Annotated in this window: 13 protein-coding genes; 12 read left to right on the top strand and 1 reads right to left on the bottom strand. The window is 43.2% G+C overall.

Annotated elements, in window-relative coordinates:
• The first annotated feature begins 173 nt into the window (after positions 1-173).
• The 8 genes from BXY41_RS10885 to BXY41_RS10850 all read left to right on the top strand — a co-directional run bounded on the left by BXY41_RS10885 (position 174) and on the right by BXY41_RS10850 (position 9,752).
• Positions 174-1,628 (top strand): acyl-CoA carboxylase subunit beta, encoded by a 1,455-nt coding sequence (locus BXY41_RS10885; RefSeq protein WP_104436870.1) that lies wholly within the window; start codon positions 174-176, stop codon positions 1,626-1,628.
• Between the two features lie 17 nt (positions 1,629-1,645).
• Positions 1,646-2,428, top strand: coding sequence for an OadG family transporter subunit (locus BXY41_RS10880; protein WP_104436869.1), 783 nt, complete (start codon positions 1,646-1,648; stop codon positions 2,426-2,428).
• Between the two features lie 19 nt (positions 2,429-2,447).
• On the top strand, positions 2,448-2,840 hold the full coding sequence (locus BXY41_RS10875) for a biotin/lipoyl-containing protein (RefSeq protein WP_104436868.1): 393 nt from the start codon (positions 2,448-2,450) through the stop codon (positions 2,838-2,840).
• A 56-nt stretch (positions 2,841-2,896) separates the two neighbouring features.
• On the top strand, positions 2,897-4,045 hold the full coding sequence (locus BXY41_RS10870; protein WP_104436867.1) for a sodium ion-translocating decarboxylase subunit beta: 1,149 nt from the start codon (positions 2,897-2,899) through the stop codon (positions 4,043-4,045).
• Between the two features lie 66 nt (positions 4,046-4,111).
• A complete protein-coding gene (locus tag BXY41_RS10865; RefSeq protein ID WP_104436866.1) occupies positions 4,112-5,524 on the top strand; it encodes an oxaloacetate decarboxylase subunit alpha in 1,413 nt (470 codons plus the stop codon).
• A gap of 172 nt (positions 5,525-5,696) precedes the next feature.
• On the top strand, positions 5,697-7,427 hold the full coding sequence (locus tag BXY41_RS10860) for an ABC transporter ATP-binding protein (RefSeq protein WP_104436865.1): 1,731 nt from the start codon (positions 5,697-5,699) through the stop codon (positions 7,425-7,427).
• On the top strand, positions 7,424-9,280 hold the full coding sequence (locus tag BXY41_RS10855) for an ABC transporter ATP-binding protein (protein ID WP_104436864.1): 1,857 nt from the start codon (positions 7,424-7,426) through the stop codon (positions 9,278-9,280). Before BXY41_RS10860 ends, BXY41_RS10855 begins: the two co-directional genes overlap by 4 nt.
• A 22-nt stretch (positions 9,281-9,302) precedes the next feature.
• Positions 9,303-9,752: a MarR family winged helix-turn-helix transcriptional regulator gene (locus tag BXY41_RS10850; RefSeq protein WP_104436863.1), complete on the top strand. Its 450-nt coding sequence runs from the start codon at positions 9,303-9,305 to the stop codon at positions 9,750-9,752.
• Between the two features lie 22 nt (positions 9,753-9,774).
• On the opposite strand, the gene BXY41_RS10845 is transcribed toward BXY41_RS10850, so the two are convergent.
• A complete protein-coding gene (locus tag BXY41_RS10845) occupies positions 9,775-10,893 on the bottom strand; it encodes a PucR family transcriptional regulator (protein WP_170072320.1) in 1,119 nt (372 codons plus the stop codon).
• 159 nt (positions 10,894-11,052) lie between these two features.
• On the opposite strand from BXY41_RS10845, the gene BXY41_RS10840 reads away from it, so the two are divergent.
• The 4 genes from BXY41_RS10840 to BXY41_RS10825 all read left to right on the top strand — a co-directional run bounded on the left by BXY41_RS10840 (position 11,053) and on the right by BXY41_RS10825 (position 14,137).
• Positions 11,053-11,658: a cytidylate kinase-like family protein gene (locus tag BXY41_RS10840; protein WP_104436861.1), complete on the top strand. Its 606-nt coding sequence runs from the start codon at positions 11,053-11,055 to the stop codon at positions 11,656-11,658.
• A gap of 97 nt (positions 11,659-11,755) precedes the next feature.
• Positions 11,756-12,478 (top strand): amino acid ABC transporter ATP-binding protein, encoded by a 723-nt coding sequence (locus BXY41_RS10835; RefSeq protein ID WP_104436860.1) that lies wholly within the window; start codon positions 11,756-11,758, stop codon positions 12,476-12,478.
• 12 nt (positions 12,479-12,490) lie between these two features.
• Positions 12,491-13,186 (top strand): amino acid ABC transporter permease, encoded by a 696-nt coding sequence (locus BXY41_RS10830; protein WP_104436859.1) that lies wholly within the window; start codon positions 12,491-12,493, stop codon positions 13,184-13,186.
• A gap of 42 nt (positions 13,187-13,228) precedes the next feature.
• Positions 13,229-14,137: a transporter substrate-binding domain-containing protein gene (locus BXY41_RS10825; protein WP_104436858.1), complete on the top strand. Its 909-nt coding sequence runs from the start codon at positions 13,229-13,231 to the stop codon at positions 14,135-14,137.
• Positions 14,138-14,160 lie beyond the last annotated feature (23 nt).

Genomic DNA, 14,160 nt, shown 5'->3' with positions numbered 1-14,160 from the left:
CAATGGATTGTAAGAAATCCATAGTTTTTTGCTCTTTTTTTACTAAAAAGAACTTGAAATAAGTTGAAATTAATTATACAATTATAATTGGCAGAAATTGGTGTTATTATATAGTCCTATCGTTGTTTTTTTAACAGAGACTATGCAAATATTACAAAATGGAGGATTGCAAAATGAGTAATTCAACACAGACATCAGCAAGTAATCGAATTCACGCTTTGCTTGATGAAAACAGTTTTGTTGAAGTCGGAAGCTATGTAACAGCGAGAAATACAGACTTTAACATGACAGCAAGGGAAACTCCTTCTGACGGTGTTGTTACCGGCTATGGAACCATTGGGGGCTGCCTTGTGTATGTTTACAGTCAGGACTCAACTGTTTTTGGCGGGGCTGTAGGAGAAATGCATGCTAAAAAAATCACAAGACTTTATGCCATGGCAATGAAAATGGGAGCACCGGTGATCGGTCTGATCGATTGTGCCGGACTAAGACTTCAGGAGGCAACAGATGCCTTAAACGGCTTTGGTGAAATTTATATGAGCCAGACTTTAGCATCAGGAGTGGTACCGCAGATCACAGCGATTTTTGGTACCTGCGGCGGTGGAATGGCTGTTTCTGCAGCTATGGCAGATTTTACTTTTATGGAAGGAAAGTCTGCAAAGCTGTTTGTTAATTCACCCAATGCCATTCAGGATAACTATACAGAAAAATTAAATACCGCTTCCGCAAGTTTTCAGAGCAGGGAAGCAGGACTGGTAGATTTTATCGGAGAGGAAGAAGAGATTTTTGATCATATCAGAACTCTTGTCACGATTTTACCTGCCAATAGCGAGGATGACATGTCTTACGATGAGTGCACGGATGATTTAAACCGCGTATGCTCCGATTTAGCAAACTATGTTGGTGATACGAAAATTGCGCTCACACAGATTTCTGATAATCATTTCTTTATGGAGACCGGAAAAGAATATGGCTCCTCTATGGTTACCGGCTTTATCCGTTTAAACGGAATCACTGTGGGCTGCGTTGCCAATCGAACAGAATCCTATGACGAGAGTGGAGTAAAGACCATGTCCTGTGAAGCAAAATTAACGGGACAAGGCTGTGAGAAGGCTGCAGAGTTTGTTGGTTTCTGTGATGCGTTTGATATTCCGCTGCTCACTCTGGTGAACGTAACCGGCTATGAGAGCACAACCGGATCTGAAAAAACAATTGCGAAAGCAGCTGCAAAGCTGACTTATGCATTTGCCAATGCAACAGTTCCGAAAGTGACAGTTGTAGTTGGTCAGGCACTGGGAAGCGCTTATCTGACCATGAACAGCAAATCCATTGGCGCTGATATTGTTTATGCATGGCCGGAGGCAGCCATAGGAATGATGGACCCCGTTCAGGCAGCAAAGATCATGTATGCAGATGAGATTGCAAAGTCAGAAGATGGAAAGACTGTGATGGAAGAAAAGGCGGAAAGCTACCGGGCTCTTCAGTCCAGCGCGCTTTCTGCAGCAAAAAGAGGATATGTTGATGACATTATTGATGCCAGTGAAACCAGAGCCAGAGTAATCGCTGCATTTGAGATGTTATTCACAAAGAGAGAGGATCGTCCGGCGAAAAAACATGGCACGATATAGAATGAGGTGACAGGCATATGAAATTAAATTTGAAACGAGCAGTAGTGGGTCTTACTATGGCAGTCTGCCTCTTTTCATTATCTGCATGCGGTTCTGCCAGTAAAAAGGCCGAAGGCATAGATGCTGATATGAAGGCGCAGCTTGAGCAGATTCCCGTCGCCTCGTATCTGGAGCTGTACACCGGTCTCGAGGATAAAGACAGCGATCAGATGAAAAAGAACCTGGCTAAAAAGGATGAGCTGGCTGCACTTGCAGAGGGGATCGATTCCTGGAAGAATATAAAAGGTGATTTAGGCGGCTTTGTATCAGCTTCGGATTCTTTAAAATTAGAAGAGAGCAAAAGTGGATACAGTGCTACGGTCAGTACAGTATTTGAAAAAAGAAATATGGAATTCACCGTAAACTTTGACCACAAGCTTTCCAAGATAACCGGTGTGTCCTTTGTCCCTGAATACACAACAAGTGAGAAGATGGAAAAAGCCGGTTTTAATACACTGATGGGTATGGGAACCGTGTTTGTTGTGTTAATCTTCATCAGCATGCTGATTGGAGCATTCCGCTATATCAGCATATTTGAAGAAAAAATGCTGAATAAGGGAAAGGTTTCTGAGGCACAGGCACAGGACAGACCAGAACCAATGGTTATAGAGACGTTCGAAGAGGAAGAAGAGTTAAAAGATGATCTGGAACTGGCAGCTGTAATAACAGCGGCAATTGCAGCATCTGAAGGAGTTTCACCCAGCGGTCTGGTTGTCCGTTCCATTAAACGTGCAGCAGCCGGTAATTGGAAAAAAGCATAAAATCAGGAGGATTGTCATCATGAAAAATTATAAAATTACAGTGAATGGTAATGTTTACGATGTAACCGTAGAAGAAACAACAGGTACAGCCGCAGCAGTAACTGCCCCGGCAGCAGCACCTGCAGCCGTTAAACCTGCAGCACCGGCACCGGCACCGGCTCCCGCACCAAAGAAAGAAGCACCAAAAGGAACAGAAGGTTCTGTTAAGGTAACTGCACCTATGCCTGGTAAGATTCTTGGTGTTAAGGTTACCCCTGGACAGGCTGTAAAACGGGGCGAAGTCCTGGTTATTCTGGAAGCCATGAAGATGGAAAACGAAATCGTAGCACCTTCCGATGGAACAGTTGCGGGTATTCAGGTAGCAGTGGGTGATTCCGTAGAAGCAGGCGCAACACTGGCTACATTAAACTAGTACGGAAAGATCCGCTATAACAATAAATAGCGCGGATTCCTTATGGAGGGATTAACATGGAGTATATAAGTAATACATTCACCAATCTTCTTCAGCAGACCGCATTCTTTAACCTGACTGCAGGTAATATGCTTATGATCCTGGTCGCTTTTCTGTTTTTATATCTGGCGATTCAAAAAGGATTTGAACCCCTGCTTCTGGTGCCGATTTCCTTTGGTATGCTGTTGGTAAATATCTATCCGGATATTATGAAAGAGGTTGGAGCGGATGGTTCCGGCGGCGGACTGCTGCAATATTTCTTTAAAATGGATGAATGGGGGATTCTTCCTCCGCTTATTTTCATGGGTGTAGGGGCTATGACAGACTTTGGTCCCCTGATTGCCAACCCTAAGAGCTTTTTATTAGGGGCAGCTGCCCAGTTTGGTATCTATACCGCTTATTTTCTGGCAATTTTTATGGGATTCAGCGATAAGGCAGCAGCGGCGATCTCCATTATCGGAGGAGCAGATGGCCCTACCTCGATATTCCTGGCAAGTAAACTGGGAATGACTTCCCTGATGGGACCCATTGCAGTAGCCGCTTATTCTTATATGGCGCTGGTACCGATTATCCAGCCGCCGATTATGAAGCTTCTGACAACAGAAGAGGAACGTAAAATTAAGATGGAACAGCTTCGCCCGGTATCCAAACTGGAACGGATTCTGTTCCCGATCATCGTAACTACCGTTGTATGTATGATTCTGCCGACCACTGCTCCTTTGATCGGTATGCTGATGCTTGGTAACTTATTTAAAGAATCCGGAGTGGTAAAACAGTTAACGGAAACGGCTGCCAATGCACTGATGTATATCGTGGTTATTCTTCTTGGTACATCCGTTGGAGCAACCACAAGTGCGGAAGCATTCTTAAATTCCAATACACTTAAAATCGTTGTTCTGGGACTGGTTGCATTTGCATTTGGAACAGCTGCCGGTGTACTGTTTGGCAAGCTTATGTGCAAGGTTTCAGGAGGTAAGGTCAATCCTTTGATTGGTTCTGCCGGTGTATCCGCAGTTCCCATGTCGGCCCGTGTGTCCCAGAAGGTGGGATCTGAGGCTGATCCGACAAACTTCCTGCTGATGCATGCCATGGGACCAAACGTAGCCGGTGTTATCGGTACTGCAGTTGCAGCCGGTACATTCATGGCTATTTTCGGAGTGAAATAATTGGAATGGATATCATTACGATACCCAATAAGCAAAGTAAATGAACAATAACCAGGAGGTAAGAAAATGGCAGATATAGAAAAAAAGCCGGTTAAGATTGTAGAGACAGTTCTTCGTGATGCTCATCAGTCTTTGCTTGCTACAAGAATGACAACTGAGCAGATGCTTCCCATCATTGGGAAGATGGACCAGGTTGGTTATTATGCAGTTGAATGCTGGGGCGGTGCTACCTTTGATTCATGCCTGCGCTTCTTAAAAGAAGATCCCTGGATGAGACTGAGAAAATTAAGAGACGGATTTAAAAATACAAAGCTGCAGATGCTGTTCCGTGGTCAGAATATTCTGGGTTACAATCATTATGCAGATGATGTGGTGGAATATTTTGTTCAGAAATCCATATCAAACGGAATTGACATTATAAGAATTTTCGACTGCTTCAATGATATGCGCAATTTACAGACTGCAGTTACAGCCTGTAACAAAGAAAAGGGTCATGCTCAGGTTGCATTAAGCTATACACTGGGTGATTCCTATACTCTGGATTACTGGAAAGACATTGCAAAGAGAATCGAGGATATGGGCGCAGATTCTATCTGTATTAAGGATATGGCAGGACTTTTAACACCGTATCATGCAGATGAGCTGGTTCGCGCATTAAAGGAGTCTACCAAACTTCCAATTGACCTTCATACCCATTATACTTCTGGTGTTGCTTCCATGACCTATTTAAAGGCAGTGGAAGCAGGCTGTGATATTATTGACACAGCGATGTCACCTCTGGCTTTAGGCACCAGCCAGCCAGCCACTGAAGTTATGGTTGAAACCTTCCGCGGAACACCATATGACACAGGATATGATCAGAACCTGCTGGCTGAAATTGCAGCTTATTTCCAGCCTATCAGGGATGAGGCATTAAAGAGCGGCCGGTTAAATCCTAAAGTGCTTGGTGTGGATATTAAGACACTCCAGTATCAGGTACCAGGCGGTATGCTTTCCAATCTTGTAAGCCAGTTAAAGGAAGCAGGACAGGAAGATAAATATTTACAGGTATTAGAAGAGGTTCCAAGAGTAAGAGCTGACTTTGGTGAGCCGCCTCTGGTTACTCCGTCTTCCCAGATTGTGGGAACTCAGGCTGTATTAAACGTTATCAGCGGTGAGCGTTACAAGATGGTAACCAAAGAAACCAAGAAGATTCTTATGGGTGAATTCGGACAGACCGTAAAACCCTTTAACCCGGAAGTGCAGAAAAAGATCATTGGTGATGAAACACCGATTACCTGCCGTCCGGCTGACTTAATCGCACCACAGCTTCCTCAGTTTGAGAAAGAGTGTGCACAGTGGAAGCAGCAGGATGAGGATGTTCTTTCTTATGCCCTGTTCCCAAATGTTGCAAAGGAATTCTTTGAATACCGTGCAGCGCAGCAGACAGGTGTGGATTCCACTCTGGCTGACAAGCAGAATAAGACTTATCCGGTATAATAAACCAGATTTAAAATCAGGCTTGGATTGTCCCTGTTACGGGGACGCCAGGCCTGATTTTTTTTGTTAACCACAGGGATTTCGTTGACTTTTCCATGAAAGAGAATATAATAGTTGTATAGTCAATAGTTGCAAATACAATTATTGTAATAATCAATGTGGAGAAGAAAAAATGAATAATCTGCTGCATTATGCCAGGAAGTACAAAAAAGAATTGATTCTTGCAATTATCTGCATCGAGGCCGAGACCATATTTGAACTGATCATACCAATGATTATGGCAGATATTATTGATGTCGGAGTTGCAAACGGCAACAAAAGTTATATTTTAATGAAGGGAGGACAGATGATTGCCTTTGCAGCAGTTGCTCTTTTACTGGGGCATGCCTGCGCACGTTTTACGGCAATCTGTGGAAATGGAATCGGTGCGGAGATCCGCAAAGCAGAATTTCAAAAGATGCAGACCTATTCCTTTGCCAATACAGACCGATTCAGCACATCTTCCCTGGTAACAAGACTCACCAGTGACGTTACCACCATTCAGAATTCCATAACCAATGGGATGCGTCCCGGATTTCGTTCGCCGGTGATGATGCTGACCGCTTTGGTGGTATCCTTCCGGCTGAATGCCCGCCTGGCGATGGTATTTTTTATTGCTGCCCCCCTGCTTGCAGTAATCTTATTTTTTATTATTAAAAATGTAAGACCCCTTTATGGGAAAATGCAGGGCGCCATGGATTTGGTAAACCGTGCCATACAGGAGAATTTAAGAGCAATTCGTGTAGTAAAGGCTTATGTCCGGGGAGAGTATGAGACAGATAAATTCGGAGAGGTCAATACATATTTAAAGAACACCTCCGAACGCTCTTTTTCACTGGCAGCTCTCAACATGCCTGCCATGCAGTTTGTTATGTACGGAACTATTTTAAGCATTCTCTGGTTTGGCGGAAATCTTGTAATTGGAGAACATATGAAGGTGGGTGCCCTCACCAGCTTTTTAAGCTATGTGCTTCAGGTGCTGAATTCTCTTATGATGTTTTCCAATGTATTCCTTTTGTTTACCAGATCCTTAACCTCCTGGAGAAGAATATCAGAAGTTCTTACAGAAGAGCCGGAAATCCGTGATGACCGTGCAACTGATATTGAGATAACCAGGGGAGGCATACAGTTTGATCATGTATATTTCAAATACAGGGAGACTGCAAAAGAATATGTGCTTTCTGATATATCCTTTCAGATTTTACCGGGCCAGACAGTAGGGATTATCGGACAGACTGGTGCTGCAAAAAGCACGCTGGTTCAGCTGATCCAGCGGCTGTATGAGATAAACTCCGGAGAAATTCTAATAGATGGGCAGCCGATTTACAAGTATACCCAGGATCATTTAAGAGAAGCCATTGGAATGGTTTTACAGAAAAATACGTTATTTTCTGGAACAGTGAAAGAAAACCTCTGCTGGGGAAAGGAGAATGCTTCCGATGAAGAGATCAGGGAGGCATGCCGGATTGCCTGCGTGGACGAATTTATTGACCGTCTGGATGCCGGGCTTAATACAGTCCTCGGACAGGGAGGTGTGAATCTTTCCGGCGGACAGAAACAGAGGCTGTGCATAGCAAGGGCAATCTTAAAAAAACCCAGAATTCTCATACTGGATGACTCAACCAGTGCGCTTGATACAGCTACAGAGCAAAAGATCAATGACGGCTTAAAGGATGCACTTCCTGATATGACCAAGATTATAATCAGCCAGAGAATTTCTTCCGTTTCCCATGGAGACCAGATTATTATCTTAGATGACGGAAGAGTGAATGCAGTGGGTACCCATGATGAACTTTTAAACCATAATGAAATATATCGGGATATCTTTGAATCCCAGCAGAAAGGAGGGGGGCTTCTGGCATGAAACAGACAGGACGTGCAAGACCAAAGGATGCAAAAAAGACCCTTTTCCATCTTTTAAAGTACATCGGGCATTACAGGATCTCCATTTTAATCATAGCAGTTCTGGTATGCATCAGTGCATGTTCGGGAATTATGGGAACCTATCTTTTGAAGCCGGTGATTAACAACTATATTCTGCCAGGGAATATTCCTGGTCTCATCCGCATGATTTTTATTATGGGCGGTATCTATCTGGCAGGGGCACTTTCCTGTCTGATTTACAGCAGAATGATGGTCCATGTTTCCCAGCAGGTAGTGAGTGAGATCCGAATGGATTTATTCCGCCATACACAAAAGCTTCCATTGGTTTATTTTGATACTCATACCCATGGAGAACTGATGAGTCATTTTACCAATGATGTGGATACCATATCAGAAGCGTTAAACAACAGCTTTACCCTGCTGATTCAAAGTTTCATTACTTCAACCGGAACCATCATCATGCTGCTGATCCTGGATGTGCGTCTTTCCATGATTGTTGTTTTCTTTCTTGTGGTTATGCTTCTTTATATCCGGCACAACGGAAAGATAAGTAAGAACTATTTTGCAAAGCAGCAGAGGAATCTGGGAAGCATCAATGGGTTTGTAGAAGAAATGGTAGAAGGGCAGAAAGAGGAAAAGATTTTCCGCCATGAGAAACAGGATTTTGAGAAGTTCTGTGAATTAAATGAAGCACTCCGGCTTTCTGCTACCAAGGCATCCATCTATACAGGAATTACAGTACCTACAATTGTTGCACTGTCTTATTTTAATTATGCAGTCTCTGCCTGTGTGGGAGGTCTGTTTGCTATCGCCGGGCTGATTAATCTGGGTACCCTGGCCTCTTATCTGGTGTATGTAAGACAGAGCGCCATGCCCATGAACCAGTTTACCATGCAGATTAATTTCCTGATGGTGGCTCTGGCAAGTGCGGAGAAGATCTTTCTGATGATGGAAGAAGAGCAGGAAGTGGATGAGGGAGATGTGACACTTGTCAAAGCTGAGGAGGGGGAACCTGGTATTTTAAAGGAATCCCAGACTTATACAGGGCGATTTGCATGGAAGGTGCCAGATGAGAAAGAAGGTTACCGGCTGATCCCGCTGGAGGGTGATGTTCGTTTTCACGATGTGATTTTTGGCTATAATCCAGAACACACCATATTGAATGGAATTACTTTATATGCAAAGCCCGGTCAGAAAATTGCGTTTGTGGGATCTACAGGAGCGGGAAAAACTACCATCATTAATCTGGTCAACCGGTTCTATGAATTAAATGGAGGACTGATTACCTATGATGGAATTGACATCCGGCAGATTAAAAAGGATGATTTAAGGCAGTCTATTTCACTAATTGTGCAGGATACACATTTATTTACCGGTTCCATTGCCGATAATATCAGATATGGAAGGCTGAATGCGACTGAGGAGGATGTTCGGGAGGCTGCAAAAATTGCCAATGCGGATTCTTTTATCAGGAGACTTCCAGCCGGATATGATACACTGCTTGAAAATGATGGAAGTAATTTATCCCAGGGACAAAGACAGTTAATTGCCATTGCCAGAGCTGCCATCTCACGTCCGCCGGTACTGGCCATGGATGAAGCCACCAGTTCCATTGATACCCGGACGGAAAAGCTGATTGAGAAAGGGATGGATACGCTGATGAAAGGGCGGACCGTGTTTGTCATTGCCCACAGGCTTTCAACCGTCCGAAACTCCCATGCCATTTTAGTACTGGAACGGGGAGAGATTATTGAACGTGGAAACCATGAAGAACTTCTTGAAGAGCAGGGCAAGTATTATCAGCTTTATACAGGGCAGTTTGAATTGGAATAAATAAGAAAGAAGGAGGCAGATTGTGAAGAAACAAAGTATCAGGGAATTGATGGTGCGGGGTGAAAAAGCAAGAAAACAGATTTTTTTCCCTCTGTTGTCTGATTTAGGACTGACGCCCGGACAGGGGCAGGCAAAAATATTGTACCATCTTCAGCAAGAGGACCGCATTACCCAGAAAGAGCTGGCAGACCGATGCAGAATCGATGCAGCAGCCATGTCCAGAAACATCGATAAGCTGGAGGGTCTGGGGCTTCTTGTCCGGGAAAGCAATCCCGATTGCAGAAGATCCTTTTCCATCTGCCTGACAGATAAGGGATATAAGGAAGCGAAGGAGATACGGAAAGTATTTGAGCAGTTCGAGGAGATTGTCAGCCAGGGAATCTCTCAGGAGGATATTGATGTATTTTACAGAGTGATGGAAACTATGTGTATCAATCTGGAACGTTATAATGACAGAGACGGTGAAGAATAGCAAAGCTGTTTCTTCGCTGTGATCATATGGCAAAATATTCTCTGATATAAAAAGCCATTAATAAATCGAATTTTATCTTGGAATCGTCCAGTTCAGTTTTTAACAATTCTTTGATTTTTTTCATTCGGTATATGATTGTGTTTCTATGGGTGTGCATTTTGTCGGCTGTTTTAAGCAGATTGCAGTCGGACAGCAGGAAGACTTTTAAGGTATCCATGTAATCGGTATCATGGGCTGAGTCAAAGTCTTCCAGCACTCCCAGGCTGTGCTGGTATACAGACTGCAGCAGTTCAGGATCAGAGGATGAAAAAAGTATCTGAAAAAATCCAAGTTCATCAAAATTAACAGAGGGAATACTCCAGAACAGTGAGGCAGCCAGTGCAAACCGGGCGCGTTTATAGCAGATTCCTGTTTTTTCCAGTGAATGAAATACATTGCTGATACCCAGAGTTATCCCATCATAGTACATAAGAATATCCATGATCTCGTTTAGTGATGGAGCAGGCTGGGAAGAGAGATAAATTAACAGATGCAGATTGTCGTGCTCAAACAGATGGTATTTTAACTGAAGCCGGTTTAAAGAAAAGGTAATTCTGGTGGCATTGCGCAGATTCAGGATCACAATGATCCGGTAATCTGCTACAGTCGGAAAACCATTCTGATTTAAGGTCATAAGTGTGGTCTCATGAAGACTGGTCTGATAGAGAGCCCCCTGAAATGCGGCGCTTAAATGGTCCATGCTCTGGGTATTCTGAAGGAGAATTTTACAGTAATCCTGCATGATATCCACCAGATGAACTTTCCAGGGCATGGTAATTAATGGGAATTTATTCGTTTTGCAAAATTCCAGTATTTCAGGTGTGATATCTGCCGTTTCCAGATATTTGCCTACATTAATAAAAAGTCCGCTGCAGTTGTACGTTACCAGGGATCGGATAAAATCAAAGAGGCAGGTTCCGCTTTGCGTAAACAGTCCGGTGGTAATAACCAGTTCACCGCCCTTTAAAAAGGACATATTCTGTATATCCTCTGCCAGATAGATCCAGGAAACGGAATTGGATAATCCGTTTTCTCCGCTGTGAAGGATGAGACTGTATGGATCAATGCCAGAGTGATAAAGATCAGAAACTCTCGTTCTCATAATAGTTACCTCCCTTCTGATTGTGGAGTAGTATATCATACATTGTACCCAAAGTACAATAACTAATAAAAAGATTGGAATCTGTAACCATTGCAGGGCATACAGGGGGGGAGTATAATAAGCGCTATAACAAATACCTTTAGAAAAGAGGTGTACCATATGAAAGAAAAGTTTGTTGTTACTATAACAAGACAGTTCGGCAGTCTGGGGAGACCCATAGCCAGAATGGTCAGTGAGAATCTTGGTATCGAATATTATGACAGAGATATTGTTGAAATGACTTCCAAAGATTTAAATCTTCCTGTTTCAGCAGTCAGTGATGTGGAAGAAAGTGCCAAATCAGCATTCTTTAATATGAACTATCCTCTTGGAATGGGAACCACCAGCATTCAGGATTCAGTATTTGCAGTCCAGAAAAAGATCATTGTTGATCTGGCAGAGAGAGAATCATGTATTATTGTCGGAAGATGTGCAGATCATATTTTGGAAGATTATAAAAATATCATTCACATTTTCATTTACGCGCCCTATGAGGCAAGGTTAAAAAACTGCGTTGAGCGTCTGAACATGAGACCAGATGAGGCGAAGAAGATGATTGCTTCCGTTGACAAAGCAAGAGAATCCTACCACAGGCATTATTGCGGTTATGTCATGTCGGATAAGGAACATAAGCATGTAATGATTGATTCCAGCCTTTTGGGCGTGGAGGGTACCTGTGAAATTTTAACTGAGATAATCCGTAAGAGATTTTCCAATATGCTGTAAAAAAATTATTTATATATCACATTCCGGGCAATGGAGCTTTTGAAAAAAAGACATTGCCTTTTTGTTGTATCAAAAAGGAGAAAAGGAGGCTTACAACGTGCTGCAAATAAAAAATCTGTCTAAATGCTTTGAAGATCTGGAAGTGTTAAAAGATGTGAATCTGTCCGTGGCAAAGGGTGAAGTAGTGGTGATTATAGGGCCTTCCGGTTCCGGTAAAAGTACGCTGCTAAGATGTGTTAATTTATTAGAGACCCCTACAGGAGGAGAAATTCTGTATCAGGGAGAGGATATTACACATTTGGGAAAGAAGGTTACAGATTACAGGAAACAGGTGGGAATGGTATTTCAGAGATTTAATTTATTTCCCTTGAAAAATGCATTGGAGAATGTAATGTATGCACCAGTGAAACTTAATAAGATCCCCGTTAAAGATGCGAAAGAACAGGCAATGGATCTTCTCAAAAAGGTGGGGCTGGAAAACAGGGCGCATGCATATCCGTCCGCTTTATCAGGAGGACAGCAGCAGCGGGTAGCCATTGCAAGAGCACTGGCGATGAAGCCGGAGATCCTTCTTTTTGATGAACCCACTTCTGCTTTGGATCCTGAACTGGTGGGGGATGTACTGGAGGTAATGAAACAGCTGGCAAAAGAGGGCATGACCATGATTGTGGTCACTCATGAAATGGGGTTTGCAAAAGATGTGGCAGATCGTGTGATCTTTATGGATGGCGGTTATGTAATCGAAGAGGGAGCCCCACAGGATATATTTAAGAGTCCTAAAAATGAGAGAACCAGGACATTCTTGTCCAGAGTACTGTAGGGAGGTGCAGGAATGGAATTGAATTTTGGAAAAGCGATTGATACCCTGGGACCCAGCCTTCTAGGGGGAGTGGGAATTGTTCTTTATATCACCCTTTCCGGTTTCTTCTGTGCCTTAGCTGCGGCACTTATAATTGCAATCGGACGCCTTTCAAAAAATAAGGTGCTCAGCCGGATTTTGTCGGTTTTAATTGAGCTGATCAGAGGAACACCGCTGCTGGTGCAGCTTTTTTATATCTATTATGTTATTCCCACTTTGTTAAATGGAATTCTCTCCATGGCAGGGTATGAAACCAATATACAGCTGAAAGCCTCTACCTGCGGAATCATCGGATTTGCAGTGAATTACGGGTGTTACATGTCAGAAGTTATCCGTTCAGCAATTCTGGCCGTTGATTCCGGGCAAAGAGAAGCGGGGCTGGCGCTGGGATTCAGCGAAGCAAAGGTAATGCTTCATTTTATCATACCTCCGGCTCTTAGGAATTCAGTCCCCGTATTCGGAAATTATCTGGTAATGCTTATTAAGGATACCTCGCTGTTAGCAATGATCTCTGTGCAGGAACTGCTTCTTCGGACTAAGACCTATGCTTCCCAGACATTTCTTACCGTAGAAGCCTATACACTTCTGGCAGTTGTTTACTTATTACTCAGTATTCCACTTTCCCAATTGACCGGGATTTTAGAACGCAGACTGAAACGTATGCCGTAACTGAATTGAACCTATAAACAAAGAATGAAAGGCAGGAGAATTATGAAAAAAAGGAAAACAGGAAAAAGAATCGCTGCGCTGGCCGTGATGGCTGCAATTGTACTCACCGGATGCAGTCAGAAGGCTGCAGAAAAAAAATCTGATGCAGGCAAAACAGAAAATACCGCTACTGGCCAGGGGACAGGAGAGTCCGCCTTGTTAAAGAAGATAAAAGAAAAGGGGTCCATACTGATTGGTTCTTCCAATGATGCACCATTTTGCTATATGGATGTGGAGAGCGGACAATTAAAGGGAATTGATATCGAGATCTTAAAAGAAATCTGCAAGCGTCTGGGAATCGGGGACATTAAAATGAAAGAGATTGATTTTTCCAACCTTCTGGTAGAACTGAATAATAACAATGTGGATATGGTTGTAGACGGCATGTATGTGAAGGACGAAAGACTGCAGATTGCAGCATTTACAGATAAGTGGTATCAGGAGGGAGAGGCAGTTGTGATACCCGCAGATTCAGCAATTAAAAGCAAAGAGGATTTAAAAGGCAAATCAATCGGAGCTCAGCCAGGAACTGCATTTTATGAAACTGCGCAGAAATGGCTGGATGAAGGAAAAATAGGGGAACTTCTGGCATACGACAATCAGGCCACATTAATGACTGCGGTTAACACAGGCAAGGTGGATGCGGTTGTGACCGACGGTATTGTCGCCGGCTTTACGCTTTCAGCAGACAGTTCTTTAAAGCTGAAGCTTTTAGCTCCTTATGAAGCGGAGGCAAGCGGACAGATAGGAGCAGCAGTCCGTTTCCAGGATAAGGATTTCTTAAATGAAATCAACAAGTCCCTGAATGAAATGAAGGAAGATGGTACCTTATCTAAAATATTGAAATCCTATGGACTGACCGATGATTATTTCGTGGGAGCTGAGGATGGAAAAACAAAGAATGTAAAATAGTCGGGAAAGAGAGAGGCATTTAT

The sequence above is a fragment of the Lacrimispora xylanisolvens genome (assembly GCF_002934545.1).
GTDB classification, from domain to species: Bacteria; Bacillota; Clostridia; order Lachnospirales; family Lachnospiraceae; genus Lacrimispora; species Lacrimispora xylanisolvens.
The sequence above is the reverse complement of the archived record's forward strand: the minus strand, read 5'-3'. Positions and strand labels throughout refer to the sequence as shown.